Here is a 13,969-nt window from a genome sequence, read left to right as displayed (position 1 = left end):
TCAGGCCTCTCCCTTGGACAGGTCGTCGAGCTTGATCTGCAGGGCATCGCCGGCACCGTCTTCGGGCAGCGACTGCTTGGCTTTCTCGTAGGCCGCGCGGGCCTCGTCGGTGCGCTTGAGCTGCACCAGCAGGTCGCCCTTGAGCTCCTCGCGGGTAGAGAGGTAGGCCTTGTCGGCGTCGCCATCGAGCAGCTTCAGGCCTTCCTCGACCTTGCCCTGGGCCGCCAGGACCCGGGCCAGGCGCTGCCGCGCCAGTTCGCCGAGGGTGGCGTCGGCCGGCTTGTCCATGACCGCCTTCAGCTCGGCAACGGCGTCATCCAGCTTGCCGCTGTCGACCGCGACCTTGGCCACGAACAGGCTGCCGTACTGGGCATAATGGGTGCCGCCGAACTCGCTCTTCAGCTTGCCGGCCAGCTCCGCCACCTTCGCCGGATCCGGCTGGCCGGCCGGATTCAGCGCGGTTTCGATCAGTTGCTGGTAGACGATCGAGGCGCCCTGCGCCTGGTTGGTCTGGTACTTCTGCCAGGCCTGCCAGCCGAATACCACTGCCAGCGCGAGGATGCCGCCGGTGACCAGGGGCTTGCCGTTGCGCTGCCACCAGTCCTTGATCTGCGCCAGGTCTTCGTCTTCGGTACGCGATGTCACCCCAATCACTCCTATTCTTTATGTTCTCAAGCCTGTGCCAGACAGGCTGCCAGGTGCTCGGGCAGAGCATCCCAGGCAATGCTTTGTTGCTCGCCCTCGTCACGCAGGGGCTTGAAACCTACCACGCGATTGGCCACCTCGTCCTCCCCGAGGATCAGGGCAAAGCGCGCGCCGCTCTTGTCGGCCTTCTTGAACTGGCTCTTGAAGCTACCGGCGCCGGCGTTGACCAGCAGGCGTATGCCGGGAATGGCGCTGCGCAACTGTTCGGCCAGGGTCAGGGCGGCCAGCTCGGCCGGTTCGCCGAAGGCGCAGACGTAGAGGTCGGCCGGACGGTTCAGTTCGGCGGGGATCACCCCCAAGGTTTCCAGCAGCAGCACCAGGCGTTCCACGCCCATGGCGAAACCGACGCCCGGGGTCGGCTTGCCGCCGAACTGGCTGACCAGCCCGTCGTAGCGGCCACCGCCGCAAACGGTGCCCTGGGCGCCAAGCTTGTCGGTGACCCACTCGAAAGCCGTGCGGCAGTAATAGTCCAGGCCGCGCACCAGCTTCTGGTTGATTTCGTAGCGCAGTCCGACAGCATCCAGGCGGGCCTTGAGACCCTCGAAGTGGGCGATCGATTCTTCATCGAGATAGTCGTGCAGGGTCGGCGCGCCGACCAGCAACGCCTGGGTGCTCTCCACCTTGCTGTCGAGGATTCGCAGCGGATTGGTGGTCATGCGCCGCTGGCTGTCTTCGTCGAGTTGCTCGAAGCGCTCCTGCAGATAGGCCACCAGGGCCTCGCGATAGCGTGCGCGGGCCTCGCTGGAACCGAGGGTGTTGAGCTGCAGGGTCACCGCGTCGGCCATGCCGAGCTTCTGCCACAGGCGCCAGGTGAGGATGATCAACTCGGCGTCGATGTCCGGACCGGGCAGGTTGAAGACTTCCACGCCGATCTGGTGGAACTGCCGGTAGCGACCTTTCTGCGGTTTCTCGTAACGGAACATCGGCCCGGTGTACCAGAGCTTCTGCACCTGGCCACCGCCGCTCAGGCCGTGCTCCAGCACGGCGCGCACGCAACCGGCGGTACCTTCCGGACGCATGGTCAGGGATTCGCCGTTGCGGTCGAGGAAGGTGTACATCTCCTTGTCGACCACGTCGGTGCCTTCGCCGATGCCGCGGGCGAAGAGTTCGGTGAACTCGAGGATGGGCAGGCGGATCTCGCTGTAGCCGTAGCCGTCCAGCAGGCCGGCGAAGGTGCGTTCCAGATAGCGCCAGGCCGGAGTCTGCTCCGGCAGGATGTCGTTCATGCCACGAATGGCTTGCAGGGACTTGCTCACGTAGGGTCCTTAAACGGGTCAGCCGCGGGCGATCAGGCTCGCATCGGCTTCGGCCTTCTCGGCCGCCTTCTGGCGGATCAGCCGTTCCAGCTCGTCCACCAGGTTGTCGTTGGTCAGTTTCTGCGACGGCTTGCCGTCGATATACACCAGGTTCGGAGTGCCGCCGGTGAGGCCGACATGGGCCTCCTTGGCTTCGCCCGGACCGTTGACGACGCAACCGATCACGGCCACGTCCATCGGTACCAGCAGGTCCTCCAGGCGCCCTTCCAGCTCGTTCATGGTCTTCACCACGTCGAAGTTCTGCCGCGAACAGCTCGGGCAGGCGATGAAGTTGATGCCACGGGAGCGCAGGTGCAGGGACTTGAGGATGTCGAAACCGACCTTGATCTCCTCGACCGGATCGGCAGCCAGGGAAATCCGGATGGTGTCGCCGATTCCCTCGGCCAGGAGCATGCCCAGCCCCACCGCCGACTTCACCGTGCCGGAGCGCAGGCCGCCGGCCTCGGTGATGCCCAGGTGCAGGGGCTGCTCGATCTGCCTGGCCAGCAGGCGATAGGCGGCGACGGCCATGAAGACGTCGGAGGCCTTGACGCTGACCTTGAAGTTCTGGAAGTCCAGCTTGTCGAGATGATCGACGTGGCGCATGGCCGATTCGAGCAGGGCTTCCGGGGTCGGTTCGCCGTATTTCTTCTGCAGGTCCTTTTCCAGCGAACCGGCATTGACGCCGATACGGATCGGGATGTTGCGCTCGCGCGCGGCGTCGACCACGGCCTTGACCCGGTCCTCGCGACCGATGTTGCCCGGATTGATGCGCAGGCAGTCCACTCCCAGCTCGGCGACGCGCAGGGCGATGCGATAGTCGAAGTGGATGTCGGCGACCAGCGGCACGTTGACCTGCTGCTTGATCTTGCCGAACGCCTCGGCGGCGTCCATGTCGGGGACGGAAACCCGCACGATGTCCGCGCCGGCATCTTCCAGGCGGCGGATCTGCGCGACGGTGGCAGCGACGTCGCAGGTCTCGGTGTTGGTCATGCTCTGCACGGCGATCGGCGCATCGCCGCCCACCGGGACGTTGCCGACCCAGATTTTCCGAGACTTGCGGCGAATGATCGGAGAAGCGCTATGAATGCTCATTGTCCTACCTTCAGACGGGCCGTTTCGCCGCGGACGAAGGGGGTCACGTCCACCGGCTGGCCGTTGTAGCTGACCTGGGCGCCGCGAGCGAAACCGAGGCGCAGCTCCAGCGGGGCCTTGCCGGCCAGTTCCAGGCTGTCGCCCTTGCGCTTCAGCGCGCTGACCAGGACCTTGCCGTTGGCGTCGGTGACCTGGGTCCAGCAATCGGCGACGAACTGTACCTTGACCACCCCCTGGCCCTCGCCGGCCACCACGGGCGCGGCGGCAGGTTCGCTCGGCGCTGGCGGGGCAGCCGGACTGGCCGTCGCCGGAACGGCTGGAGCAGTACCGGGAGCGGGAGCCGTGCCGGCAGGCGCGGCGGTAACGGGCTGCTGGGGCGCGGCGGGGGTGCCCTGTGCCGGAGCGGCGGGAACCTGCGCGCCCTCGCTCGCCACCGGCGGCGAACCCTCGGCCTGGGCGGCGACTTCCGGAGAAACCTCGGCGGGCGCTTGCTCGCCTTCCTTCTGCGCTTCGATCACCGCCTGGTCTTCAGGCTCGTCCAGGGTATGGATCTCGGTGGTGCCGTCGGCGCTTTCCACTTCGACATGCTCGAGGCTCAGACCGGCGGTTTCCGGCGTGCGCGCGGAATGCTCCTGCCACCAGAAGTAGCCGAAGCCGATCAGCAGGGCGAGCAGTAACAGACTGACGATACGCAGCACGTTGCGCGACAGGCGCACCGGCTCGGCGACCCGTCCCAGGCTCTGTACGGTGCTGCCGCTGGCATTGGTGCCGGTGAAATGGTCGAAGCTGTTGACCAGCTCGGCCTGGTCGAGGCCCATGAGCTTGGCGTAGGCGCGGATGTAGCCGCGCGAGAAGGTGTGCCCCGGCAGCTTGTCGAACGCGCCGTTTTCCAGCTGACGCAGCGAATTCTCGGTCAGGTTCAGTTGCCCGGCCACCTGCGACAACGACAAACCCTTCTGCTCGCGCGCCTGGCGCAGGGTTTCCCCGGGGTTCTGACGGGAAGCGGTGGCTACGACTTCGGGCTGCGGAGCTTTCATCATTTTTCCGCCTGGAATTCCTGATATTCGGGAGAGCCTGGGTACAGGCGTTTCAACTGCAGGCCATAGCTGGCGGCCGTGTCGCGGTCCTCGAAGACCTTCGCGAGACGAATGCCCAGCAACAGGCTGCGGGCGTTCTGCCCGCCGCCCTGGGCAAAGAGATCATAGTACTGGCGAGCCGGCACGTACTCGCGCTCCTTGTAGAGCAGGTCGGCCATCTCCAGCGCGACGCTGGGCTGGTTACGGTTCAGACGCAGGGATTTCTCGAAGTACTCCTTGGCCTGGGCCGGTTTCTTCATTTGCAGCGAAACTAGGCCGAGGTTCTCGAAGACCCGCGAGCGCTCGGGATAGAGGGTGTCCTGGCTGGCCTCCAGGAGACGCTGGTAGGCCTCCTCGTAGCGCTTCTGCTCGTAGAGGAAACCGCCGTAGTTGTTCAGTACCCGGGCATTGCGGCTATCGCTGGCGAGCGCCTTGCGGTACTCCTCGTCGGCCAGCTTGGGCTCCATCTCGGTCTGGAACACCACCGCCAGCGCGGCATGCGCGTCGGCGCTGGAAGGGTCGATCTCGAGGGCCTTGCGCAGCGGCACCTTGGCCTGCTCGGTGTTCCCCCGCTGGAGATAGCCGAGGCCGAGTTGGATATAGGCATCGCGCGCCTCGTCACGGCCCTTGTCGGTTTTCAGGGGATTCTGATCTCCGCTCGTCACGCAGCCTGTCAGCCCAACTGCCAACAGGAACACCAGCGCGGCGCGTACAGTCATCGGAACCCTCCTCTCACTCAATTTCGATTCGCCGCCGACTCGGACTCGGCCAGTTGGCGCACGGCAATATAACGTTCGCTCCGGCGGGTACGATCCATGACCTGGCCGACCAGCTGGCCACAGGCTGCGTCGATGTCGTCGCCGCGGGTGGTACGCACGGTCACGTTGAAGCCGCCCTTGTGCAACATGTCCTGGAAACGCCGGATGGCATTGTTGCTCGGGCGCTCGTAGCCGGAGTGCGGGAATGGATTAAACGGAATCAGGTTGATCTTGCAAGGCGTGTCTTTCAGCAATGCGATCATCTGCTCAGCATGCTCGGGCTGATCGTTGACATCCTTGAGCAGGGTGTACTCGACGGTCAGCACGCGCTTCTCGCCGAGCCGGGAAATATACCGGCGGCAGGCATCCAGCAGCATGCCCAGCGGATACTTCTTGTTGATCGGCACCAGCTTGTTGCGCAACTCGTCGTTCGGTGCGTGCAGCGACAGGGCCAGGGACACGTCGATCACCTCGCCGAGCTTGTCGATCATCGGCACCACGCCGGAGGTGGACAGGGTCACCTTGCGCTTGGAAATACCGTAGCCGAGGTCGTCCATCATGATGTTCATGGCGGCGACCACGTTGTCGAAGTTCAGCAGCGGCTCGCCCATGCCCATCATCACGACATTGGTGATGGCGCGGTCGATCTTGGCCGGAACGGTACCGAACGACTTGTTGGCGATCCACACCTGGCCGATCACCTCGGCGGCGGTGAGGTCGCTGTTGAAACCCTGCTTGCCGGTGGAGCAGAAACTGCAATCCAGGGCGCAGCCCGCCTGGGAGGACACGCACAGGGTGCCGCGTCCGCCCTGGGGGATGTACACGGTCTCGACGCAACTGCCGGACGCCACCCGGACCACCCACTTGCGGGTGCCGTCGGCGGAGATGTCCTGGCTGACGATCTCGGGACCGCGTATCTCGGCTGAGGCCTTGAGCTTTTCGCGCAAGGCCTTGCCGACGTTGGTCATGGCGTCGAAATCGTCGACGCCAAAGTGGTGAATCCACTTCATGACCTGGCCGGCCCGGAAACGCTTCTCGCCGATGGACTCGAAGAACTGTTCCAGCTGCGGCTGGGTCAGGCCCAGCAGGTTCACCTTGCCGGCGGTGGTCGTTGTCATGGCTTCACCCTCACCCACGCTCGATCAGCGAATGCGCTCGCAGACTTCGGTAGCCGCGAAGAAGTAGGCGATCTCGCGAGCGGCGGAAGCTTCGGAATCGGAACCGTGGACGGCGTTCTCGTCGATGGAGACGGCGAAGTCGGCGCGGATGGTACCGGCGTCGGCTTTCTTCGGATCGGTGGCGCCCATCAGCTCGCGGTTCTTGGCGATGGCGTCCTCGCCTTCCAGGACCTGGACTACAACCGGACCGGAAGTCATGAAGGAAACCAGGTCCTTGAAGAACGGACGCTCTTTGTGCTCGGCATAGAAGCCGCCGGCTTCACGCTCGGACAGCTGAACCATTTTAGCGGCGACGACGCGCAGGCCGGCTTTCTCGAAGCGGGTCAGGATTTCGCCGATCACGTTCTTGGAAACGGCGTCCGGCTTGATGATGGACAGGGTGCGTTGCAGTGCCATTGGTAAAACTCCGAAACAAGGTTGTCTAGCATGGGCGGCCCCGCCAGCGGGGCGGGACGCCGTGATTCGTTCAGGACGCTGACGAAAACGGCCCGAAAGGGCCGGAATCAGCGTGGCTGCGCCTGGCATCGGGCCCGGCGCGCCTAGCCTGGAATGCGCCCGCGGGCGATTTCAGGCCTTACCTAAAATAAAACCCGCGAATTATACGCGGGTTCCCGGCAAATGCGTAGGGCGGGCCTATGGCTAGTCCCGTTCCTCGATCCAGGCGGCCTGGATGGCCTCCAGGACTTTCTCCCCGCTACGCTGAGGATCGTCGGAGAACTCTGGAAGTTCCACCACCCAGCGCCGCAGATCGACGAAGTTGACGTATCGCGGATCGACCTCCGGCTTGCTTTCGTCGAGCTGGATGGCGATTTCCAGCACATCGGTCCATTTCAGGCTCATTGCACGCTCCTCTCTACCGCCGGGCTCAGTGGCCTTCCGACACCTGGTTGATGGTGTACTTGGGAATCTCGACCACCAGGTCTTCGTCGGCCACCACTGCCTGGCAGGATAGCCGCGAATCGGGCTCCAGACCCCAGGCCTTGTCCAGCATGTCGTCTTCGAGTTCGTCGGACGGCTCCATGGAGTCGAGGCCTTCGCGGACGATTACGTGGCAGGTCGTGCAGGCGCAGGATTTCTCACAGGCATGCTCGATCTCGATGCCATTGCGCAACGCGGCATCCAGTATGGTTTCGCCGGGCTTCGCCTCGAATACCGCCCCCTCGGGGCAGTGGTCGGCATGGGGCAGAATCACGATCTGCGGCATCTTCGCTTATTCCTCGATTTCGTTGAGCCGGCGGCCGGAGAGCGCGGCCTTGACGGTCGCGTCCATCCGCCGTGCGGCGAAAGCGTCGGTCACCTGGGACAGGCGCTTGATCTGGTTCTCGATGGCCGCGGTGTCGCTACCACCGGCCAGTTCACGCAAGGTGTCCATCTGCGCCGCGATGGCCAGGCGCTCCTCTTCGTCCAGGAGCCGCTCGCCGTCGACGTCCAGCGCCGACTGCACGGCCTCCAGCAGCCGCTGCGCCTCGACCTGCTGTTCGCGCAGGGCGCGGGCAGCCTTGTCGTCGCCGGCGTAGTCGAAGGAGTCCTTGAGCATCCGCGCGATCTCGCCGTCGGTCAGCCCATAGGACGGCTTGACCTGGATGCTGGCCTCGACGCCGGAACTCAGTTCGCGTGCGGACACGCCGAGCAAGCCGTCGGCGTCGACCTGGAAGGTCACCCGGATTTTCGCCGCGCCCGCCACCATCGGCGGAATGCCGCGCAGCTCGAAGCGCGCCAGCGAACGACAATCCTTCACCAGCTCGCGCTCGCCCTGCAGCACGTGGATCATCATGGCCGTCTGGCCGTCCTTGTAGGTGGTGAACTCCTGGGCGCGCGCCACCGGGATGGTGGTATTGCGCGGAATCACCTTCTCCATCAGCCCGCCCATGGTTTCCAGGCCGAGCGACAGCGGAATGACGTCCAGCAGCAGCAATTCCTCGCCGCGCTTGTTGCCGGCCAGGGCATCGGCCTGGATGGCCGCGCCGATGGCGACCACTTGGTCCGGATCGATATCGGTCAGCGGCTCGCAGCCGAACAACTCGCCAACCGCCGTGCGCACACGGGGCACGCGGGTCGAGCCACCGACCATCACCACAGAGCGGATTTCTTCCAGATCGACACCGGAGTCGCGCACCGCTCGGCGACAGGACTTCAGGCTGCGAGCGACGAACGGCTCGATCAACTCGTCGAGCGTCGCCCGGCTCAGCTCGCCGCTCCAGTCGCCGTAGGCGACCCGGACCGACGCCTCGTCGGTAAGACGCTCCTTGGCCGCACAGGCGATTTGCAGCAACTGCCGCTGGCTGCCCGGGTCCAGATCGGCAGAAAGGCCAGCCTGCTCGATCACCCAGCCAGCGATGGCATGGTCGAAGTCGTCGCCGCCCAGGGCCGTATCGCCGCCGGTGGCCAGGACTTCGAAGACACCGCGGGTCAGGCGCAGGATGGAAATGTCGAAGGTTCCGCCACCCAGGTCGTAGATGGCCACCAGGCCTTCCGCGCCCTTGTCCAGGCCGTAGGCCACGGCGGCGGCGGTCGGCTCGTTGAGCAGGCGCAGGACGTTCAGTCCGGCCAGGCGCGCGGCATCCTTGGTAGCCTGGCGCTGGGCGTCGTCGAAATAGGCCGGCACAGTGATCACCGCACCCACCAGCTCGCCACCGAGGGTGGTTTCGGCGCGCTGGCGCAGCTCACGCAGGATGTCCGCCGAGACTTCCACAGGACTCTTCAACCCCTGTACGGTCTCGATGAAGGGCATGTGCGACTCGCCCTGGCGGAAGCGGTAGGGCAATTGCTCGCCCAGTTGCTTGACGTCCTCCAGGCCGCGCCCCATCAGACGCTTGACCGAAATGATGGTATTGAAGGGATCCTTCGCGGCGGCCGCGCGGGCGCTCTCACCCACTTCCGCCCGCTCGGCGTGATAACGCACCGCGGAAGGCAGGATCAGGCGCCCCTGCGCATCCGGCAAGGGCTCGGCGACGCCGCTACGCACCGCGGCGACCAGCGAATTGGTGGTACCCAGGTCGATCCCAACCGCCAGGCGACGCTCATGGGGCTTGGGACTCTGACCGGGCTCGGCGATCTGCAGTAGGGCCATGCTCTGTCTTAACTATGGGGTGCGACCCGGGGGCCGCAGGGATTAATCGTCGAGTCGCTCTTCCAGCTGGCGCACTTCCTGCGCGAGCTTGTCGAGGAACTGCATGCGACGGACCAGGCGTTCGGCCTCTTCGCGGCGCTGCGCATCGTCCCAGCACGCGGCGAACTCGCGCTCCAGCTCGGCCTGGGCGGCCTTGAGCCGACGCTTGAAGGTCGCCACGCCGGCCAGGTCGGCGCTGTCCTGCAACTCCTCCAGTTCCTCGCGCAGCTGCATCTGCTGCAGGAGAAACTCCGGATCCTGCACCGTAGCCTCCAAGGGCAACTCGTGACCACTCAGGGTCAACAGGTACAGGGCCCGGCGCGGAGCGCTCTTCAGGGTCTGGTAGGCCTCGTTCAGTTGCGCCGCGCGCTCCAGGGCGAGACGCTGCTCGCGCTCGGGAGCGTCGGCGAAACGGTCGGGATGGACGCTGCGCACCAACTCGCGATAGCGCTGGCCGAGCTCGTCGAGATCGACCAGGAAAGCCGGTTGCAGGTCGAACTGGGCGAAATGACAGGGTTTACCCACGCCGGCCTCAGACGTTGAAGCTTTCGCCGCAGCCGCATTCGCCACGAACGTTGGGATTGTTGAACTTGAAGCCTTCGTTGAGCCCTTCGCGAGTGAAGTCCAGCTCGGTGCCATCGAGATAGACCAGGCTTTTCGGGTCGATGATGACCTTCACGCCATGGTTCTCGAAGACCAGGTCCTCGGCCGCCAGTTCATCGACGAATTCGAGGACATAGGCAAGCCCGGAACAGCCAGTGGTGCGCACGCCAAGACGGATACCCTCGCCCTTGCCGCGCCCCTCGAGGGAGCGCTGCACGTGTTTGGCGGCGGCTTCGGTCATGCTGATGGCCATTGCAACTCCTTACTCGTCACGAGCGGCTTAGAGCAAACCCTTCTTCTGCTTGTAGTCGCGAACGGCGGCCTTGATGGCGTCTTCGGCGAGAACGGAGCAGTGGATCTTCACCGGCGGCAGGGCCAGCTCTTCGGCGATGGTGGTGTTCTTGATGGTTTCCGCCTCGTCCAGGGTCTTGCCCTTCATCCACTCGGTGGCGAGGGAGCTGGAGGCGATCGCGGAACCGCAACCGTAGGTCTTGAACTTGGCGTCTTCGATCACGCCCTGCTCGTTGACCTTGATCTGCAGGCGCATCACGTCGCCGCAGGCCGGCGCGCCGACCATGCCGGTGCCGACGTTGGGATCGGCAGCGTCGAGCTTGCCGACGTTGCGCGGGTTTTCGTAGTGGTCGATGACCTTTTCGCTATATGCCATGGCTAATCCTCACGTTTTTCCGGGGCACGAGGCGCTCAGTGCGCCTGCCATTCGACCTGGGACAGGTCGACGCCCTCTTTGTACATATCCCACAGCGGCGACAGTTCGCGCAGCTTGGAAACGGCCTCGACCACCTTCTTCGCGGCATAGTCGATCTCTTCCTCGGTGGTGAAGCGACCGAAGGTGAAGCGGATGGAGCTATGCGCCAGTTCGTCGTTGCGGCCCAGGGCGCGCAATACGTAGGACGGTTCCAGGGACGCCGAGGTACAGGCCGAACCGGAGGAGACCGCGAGGTCCTTGAGCGCCATGATCAGCGACTCGCCCTCGACGTAGTTGAAGCTGACGTTGAGGTTGTGCGGGACGCGGGAGGTCATGCTGCCGTTGATGTAGAGCTCTTCCAGGCCGTCGATCTGCGCGAAGAAGCGGTCGCGGAGCGCCAGCACGCGGGCGTTCTCCTGGGCCATTTCTTCCTTGGCGATGCGGAACGCCTCGCCCATGCCGACGATCTGGTGGGTGGCCAGGGTGCCGGAACGCATGCCGCGCTCATGGCCGCCGCCGTGCATCTGGCCCTCGATGCGGACGCGCGGCTTGCGCCGGACGTAGAGCGCGCCAATGCCTTTCGGGCCGTAGGTCTTGTGCGCGGAGAAGGACATCAGGTCGACCTTGAGCTTGTCCAGGTCGATCTCGACCTTGCCGGTCGACTGTGCGGCGTCGACGTGGAACAGCACGCCGCGGGAGCGGGTCAGCTCGCCGATGGCGGCGATGTCGTTGACGGTGCCGATCTCGTTGTTCACGTGCATGACCGAGACCAGGATGGTGTCGTCACGCAGCGCCGCCTCGACCAGTGCCGGAGTGATCAGGCCATCTTCGCCCGGCTCCAGGTAGGTCACTTCGAAACCTTCGCGCTCCAGCTGGCGGCAGGTGTCGAGGACCGCCTTGTGCTCGATCTTCGAGGTGATGATGTGCTTGCCCTTGCCCGAGTAGAAGTGCGCAACGCCCTTGATCGCCAGGTTGTCGGACTCGGTGGCGCCGGAGGTCCAGACGATCTCGCGGGGATCGGCGTTGACCAGTTCGGCCACCTGGCGACGGGCGTTCTCCACGGCCTCCTCGGCTTTCCAGCCGAACACGTGGGAACGCGAAGCCGGGTTGCCGAAGTTGCCGTCCATCAGCAGGCATTCGCTCATTTTCTGGGCGACGCGGGGATCGACGGGAGTGGTCGCGGAGTAATCGAGGTAGATCGGCAATTTCATCAGGTAACTCCTACAGGCTGGCGCCCTGCTCAGTCGATGGCGGACGCTTCAATCTTGTCGAGACGAGGCGTCTTGCCTGAGCAACGGCGTTCGTCCTGGCGCAGCGCGACCTCCTGGACCTCCTGGCGGCTGACCAGATCGGCCAGGCTGATGCCGCTGAGGAACTCATGGATCTGCAAACTGAGGTCGCACCACAGGTGGTGGGTCAGACAGGTATCGCCGGAGTGGCAATCGCCCTGCCCCTGGCAGCGGGTCGCGTCGACGGATTCGTTGACCGCGTCGATCACCTGCGCCACATGGATGCCCGACATATGGCGGGACAGCTGGTAGCCGCCGCCCGGGCCGCGCACGCTGGTCACCAGGTTGCCACGGCGCAACTTGGCGAACAGCTGTTCGAGATAGGACAGGGAAATGCCTTGGCGTTCGGAGATATCGGCCAGCGAGACCGGACCTTGCTGAGCATGCAGCGCCAGGTCGAGCATGGCGGTTACGGCGTAGCGGCCTTTGGTGGTCAGACGCATGGGCTTTTCCCATCGGGATCATTCGGGGTTGACGCGGATTATGCTATTATCCGAGTAATTAAGTCAACTATAAGACCGATCAAATTACTCAGGATTAGGCAAATTCAGGGCGCTACATGCTAGCAGAAAGCCGCCGGCCGCGCATTACGCGGCCGGATTGCCATCCTCGTCCTTGACCCCGGCGAAATCCTCCTCGCGCAATACCGGCAGATCCTTCGCGCAGTAGTCGCTCCCCAGGGCGGTGAGCGCCTGGCACATGCCCTCGAGCCGGCCGTCGACGGCCTGCAGGTGATCGAGCAACTGACCAATGGCACGCGCCACCGGGTCCGGCATGTCCTGGCTGACCCCGTAGGCATCGAAGCCGAGTTTCTCCGCCATCGCCTGGCGCTTGGCCTGCTGCTCGGTATCCTCGCGCATGATGATCCGCCCGGGAATGCCGACCACGGTGGCACCCGGCGGGACTTCCTTGGTCACCACGGCATTGGAGCCGACCTTGGCGCCCTCGCCGACGGTGAACGGGCCGAGCACCTTGGCACCGGCACCGACCACCACGTTGTTGCCGAGGGTGGGGTGGCGCTTGCCCTTGTTCCAGGTGGTACCGCCCAGGGTGACGCCCTGGTAGAGGGTGACGTCGTCGCCGATCTCGGCGGTTTCGCCGATGACGATGCCCATGCCGTGGTCGATGAAGAAGCGCCGGCCGATCCTGGCCCCCGGGTGGATCTCGATGCCGGTCATCCAGCGGCCGAAATTGGACACCAGGCGCGCCAGCCACTTCCAGCCGGACGTCCACAAGCCGTGGGCCAGCCGATGCAGCCAGACGGCGTGCAGGCCCGGATAACAGGTGAGGACCTCGAGTGCGTTGCGAGCCGCCGGATCACGGTGGAATACGCTTTGGATATCTTCACGCACACGTTCGAACATCAGTCGTCACTCCGCTTGTAGGACAGGCCTCGGGCCACCTTCTGGGTTTCGGTCAGGATCCCGCGCAGGATATTCATTTCCAGCTTGCTGATCGCGCTGCGCCCATACAGGCGCCGCAACCGCGACATCAGGTGGCGCGGCTTCTCCGGATCGAGGAAGCCGATATCGATCAGCGTCCTCTCCAGATGCGCGTAATAGAGTTCCAGCTCGTCGGCCGTCACCAGCTCGGTGTTGAGCATCGAGGTGGACTCGAACTTTTCCATCTTGGTCGGCTTGCCCTGGGCCGCCAGCCACGCCATGCGCACCTCGTAGGTGAGCACCTGGACCGCGGCCGCCAGGTTCAGCGAGCCGAACTCGGGATCGGAGGGGATATGCACATGGAACTGGCAGCGCTGCAATTCTTCGTTGGTCAAACCCGCATATTCGCGCCCGAATACCAAGGCCACCTCGCCATTCGCCTCCAGGTGCTCCAGGCAGGTCGTCGCGCACTCGCGCGGATCCAGCAGCGGCCAGGGAATCCGCCGGTCGCGGGCGCTGGTGCCGAGCACCACGCTGCAGCCGCTCAGGGCCTCTTCCAGGGTGTCCACCACCCTTGCGGCGTCGAGGATGTCGGTGGCGCCGGAAGCCCGCGCCACCGCGTCGCCGTGGGGAAAGCTTTCCGGCTGCACCAGCACCAGTTGCGACAGGCCCATGTTCTTCATGGCACGGGCCGCCCCGCCGATGTTGCCGGGATGACTGGTGTTGACCAACACCACACGAATACGGTCGAGCAACGCCGATGCTCTCCAACG

Annotated in this window: 17 protein-coding genes; all 17 read right to left on the bottom strand. The window is 64.8% G+C overall.

Annotated features, from left to right (window positions below; translation table 11 throughout):
- Complete coding sequence (locus VQ065_RS06045) at positions 1 to 645, bottom strand: YfgM family protein (protein WP_003092793.1); 645 nt, start codon at positions 643 to 645, stop codon at positions 1 to 3.
- Between the two features lie 26 nt (positions 646 to 671).
- Positions 672 to 1,961, bottom strand: coding sequence for a histidine--tRNA ligase (gene hisS / locus VQ065_RS06040; RefSeq protein WP_003092797.1), 1,290 nt, complete (start codon positions 1,959 to 1,961; stop codon positions 672 to 674).
- Between the two features lie 18 nt (positions 1,962 to 1,979).
- Positions 1,980 to 3,095, bottom strand: a complete 1,116-nt coding sequence (ispG, locus tag VQ065_RS06035; RefSeq protein WP_003092800.1) for a flavodoxin-dependent (E)-4-hydroxy-3-methylbut-2-enyl-diphosphate synthase — start codon at positions 3,093 to 3,095, stop codon at positions 1,980 to 1,982.
- Complete coding sequence (locus VQ065_RS06030) at positions 3,092 to 4,135, bottom strand: RodZ domain-containing protein (protein ID WP_015502427.1); 1,044 nt, start codon at positions 4,133 to 4,135, stop codon at positions 3,092 to 3,094. The genes ispG and VQ065_RS06030 overlap by 4 nt, the downstream gene beginning before the upstream one ends.
- A complete protein-coding gene (gene pilF / locus VQ065_RS06025; RefSeq protein ID WP_003092804.1) occupies positions 4,132 to 4,890 on the bottom strand; it encodes a type 4a pilus biogenesis protein PilF in 759 nt (252 codons plus the stop codon). The genes VQ065_RS06030 and pilF overlap by 4 nt, the downstream gene beginning before the upstream one ends.
- 17 nt (positions 4,891 to 4,907) lie before the next feature.
- The gene (rlmN, locus tag VQ065_RS06020; protein WP_003092809.1) at positions 4,908 to 6,047 is read right to left on the bottom strand and encodes a 23S rRNA (adenine(2503)-C(2))-methyltransferase RlmN; all 1,140 of its coding nucleotides are present in this window, start codon (positions 6,045 to 6,047) and stop codon (positions 4,908 to 4,910) included.
- Between the two features lie 24 nt (positions 6,048 to 6,071).
- Positions 6,072 to 6,503, bottom strand: coding sequence for a nucleoside-diphosphate kinase (ndk, locus tag VQ065_RS06015; protein ID WP_003092811.1), 432 nt, complete (start codon positions 6,501 to 6,503; stop codon positions 6,072 to 6,074).
- A gap of 243 nt (positions 6,504 to 6,746) precedes the next feature.
- Positions 6,747 to 6,947 (bottom strand): Fe-S cluster assembly protein IscX, encoded by a 201-nt coding sequence (gene iscX / locus VQ065_RS06010; RefSeq protein ID WP_003092814.1) that lies wholly within the window; start codon positions 6,945 to 6,947, stop codon positions 6,747 to 6,749.
- A gap of 25 nt (positions 6,948 to 6,972) precedes the next feature.
- Positions 6,973 to 7,311, bottom strand: a complete 339-nt coding sequence (gene fdx / locus VQ065_RS06005; RefSeq protein ID WP_003092818.1) for an ISC system 2Fe-2S type ferredoxin — start codon at positions 7,309 to 7,311, stop codon at positions 6,973 to 6,975.
- Between the two features lie 6 nt (positions 7,312 to 7,317).
- Complete coding sequence (gene hscA / locus VQ065_RS06000) at positions 7,318 to 9,177, bottom strand: Fe-S protein assembly chaperone HscA (RefSeq protein ID WP_003092822.1); 1,860 nt, start codon at positions 9,175 to 9,177, stop codon at positions 7,318 to 7,320.
- A 42-nt stretch (positions 9,178 to 9,219) separates the two neighbouring features.
- Positions 9,220 to 9,741, bottom strand: a complete 522-nt coding sequence (gene hscB, locus VQ065_RS05995) for a co-chaperone HscB (protein ID WP_003092824.1) — start codon at positions 9,739 to 9,741, stop codon at positions 9,220 to 9,222.
- A gap of 7 nt (positions 9,742 to 9,748) precedes the next feature.
- Positions 9,749 to 10,072 (bottom strand): iron-sulfur cluster assembly protein IscA, encoded by a 324-nt coding sequence (iscA, locus tag VQ065_RS05990; RefSeq protein WP_003092826.1) that lies wholly within the window; start codon positions 10,070 to 10,072, stop codon positions 9,749 to 9,751.
- A 27-nt stretch (positions 10,073 to 10,099) separates the two neighbouring features.
- Positions 10,100 to 10,486, bottom strand: a complete 387-nt coding sequence (gene iscU, locus VQ065_RS05985) for a Fe-S cluster assembly scaffold IscU (RefSeq protein WP_003092829.1) — start codon at positions 10,484 to 10,486, stop codon at positions 10,100 to 10,102.
- Positions 10,487 to 10,521: 35 nt separating this feature from the next.
- Positions 10,522 to 11,736, bottom strand: a complete 1,215-nt coding sequence (locus tag VQ065_RS05980) for an IscS subfamily cysteine desulfurase (protein WP_003092832.1) — start codon at positions 11,734 to 11,736, stop codon at positions 10,522 to 10,524.
- A gap of 29 nt (positions 11,737 to 11,765) precedes the next feature.
- Positions 11,766 to 12,257, bottom strand: coding sequence for a Fe-S cluster assembly transcriptional regulator IscR (iscR, locus tag VQ065_RS05975; protein WP_003092836.1), 492 nt, complete (start codon positions 12,255 to 12,257; stop codon positions 11,766 to 11,768).
- Positions 12,258 to 12,401: 144 nt separating this feature from the next.
- A complete protein-coding gene (gene cysE / locus VQ065_RS05970; RefSeq protein WP_003092839.1) occupies positions 12,402 to 13,178 on the bottom strand; it encodes a serine O-acetyltransferase in 777 nt (258 codons plus the stop codon).
- A complete protein-coding gene (gene trmJ / locus VQ065_RS05965; protein WP_003092842.1) occupies positions 13,178 to 13,951 on the bottom strand; it encodes a tRNA (cytosine(32)/uridine(32)-2'-O)-methyltransferase TrmJ in 774 nt (257 codons plus the stop codon). Before trmJ ends, cysE begins: the two co-directional genes overlap by 1 nt.
- Between the last annotated feature and the right edge of the window lie 18 nt (positions 13,952 to 13,969).

This window comes from Pseudomonas sp. KBN10P06128 (genome assembly GCF_037574945.1).
Taxonomy (GTDB): domain Bacteria; phylum Pseudomonadota; class Gammaproteobacteria; order Pseudomonadales; family Pseudomonadaceae; genus Pseudomonas; species Pseudomonas aeruginosa.
Note: the sequence above shows the minus strand (reverse complement) of the source record. Positions and strands in the feature narration are given on the sequence as shown.